The organism is Streptomyces sp. LS1784, from assembly GCF_020103755.1.
Classification (GTDB): Bacteria; Actinomycetota; Actinomycetes; order Streptomycetales; family Streptomycetaceae; genus Kitasatospora.
In genome coordinates this window covers 1-924 of record NZ_JAHSQD010001158.1, presented here as the reverse complement: position 1 = coordinate 924, position 924 = coordinate 1, and the positions used below count along the sequence as shown (strand labels likewise).

The following is a 924-nucleotide window of genomic DNA, read 5'->3' as shown; positions in this document are numbered from 1 at the left end:
GGCCGGTGTGCCGCTCGGCAGCCCGCCGCGCCGCCCGGCCGCCGGAGCGGCCGTGGACTCCACTCCCGCTCCCGCTGCCGGCGCCGCCTCCGCTCGCCGGGAGGATGGTCGTCCTGTCGTCGCTGTTCACGTGGCCACGCTTTCTGTTCCGGTCGACTGGTCGGGTGCCGACACTTGGGAGACCTCCCGGCGGGGCGCCGATAACAGAAACTCCGAACGAATGTCCGGCGGTCGGGCCGCGGACTCAGCCGGCCGGGGCCTCCGGAGCCATGTCGTAGGTGAGGAACCTGGTCCGGGTGGCGACCTGGTCATACTTTCCGCGGGCCCGGTAATTGTCCTCGGAGGTGATCCAGCGGACGGTGTTCCACCCGCGTTCCGCCGCGATTTCCCGCAGCCGGCCCAACAGCGCGTCCACCGCTCCGCCGCCCCGGACCTCCGGCGCGACGAACAGGTCGTCCAGGAAGCACCCGACGGCCCCGTGCAACGGCCGCGAGAACGGCCGGTAGTGCGCGAGCCCGACCGGCCGGCCGGTCTCGTCCCGCACCAGCAGTCCCGCCAGTTCGTGCCCCGGGTCCGTCAGCCAGGACCACACCAGCTCGGCCTTCTCCTCCGGAATCGGCACGCGGTAGAACTCGCAGTACCCGCGGAAGAGTTCACGCCAGGCTGTGTAGTCACCGGCTTCGGGCGCGCCGACGCTCCAGCGGGCCGTGGGGATGTCGTTCATCTCGGTCTCCATCACTCAGCGGGTGGTACGGGCCCCCAGCATGACGCCCCGTCGCCCCGCCGCTGATCACCTCCCCGGCCAAGACCAGCCACCACCTACGCCACTGCGGCGCCTTGCGGAGCGGGCCCGCGCACCCCGGGCCGGGCGCAGCGCCACCCGGTCCTCGGGCGTCAGCCCGGCTCGGCACCGAGCCGGCCGCC

Annotated in this window: 1 protein-coding gene; it reads right to left on the bottom strand. The window is 73.2% G+C overall.

The genetic code is table 11. The annotated features are described in order from the left end of the window. Positions 1-244: 244 nt before the first annotated feature. A complete protein-coding gene (locus KS423_RS46285) occupies positions 245-724 on the bottom strand; it encodes a GNAT family N-acetyltransferase (protein WP_224285633.1) in 480 nt (159 codons plus the stop codon). Between the last annotated feature and the right edge of the window lie 200 nt (positions 725-924).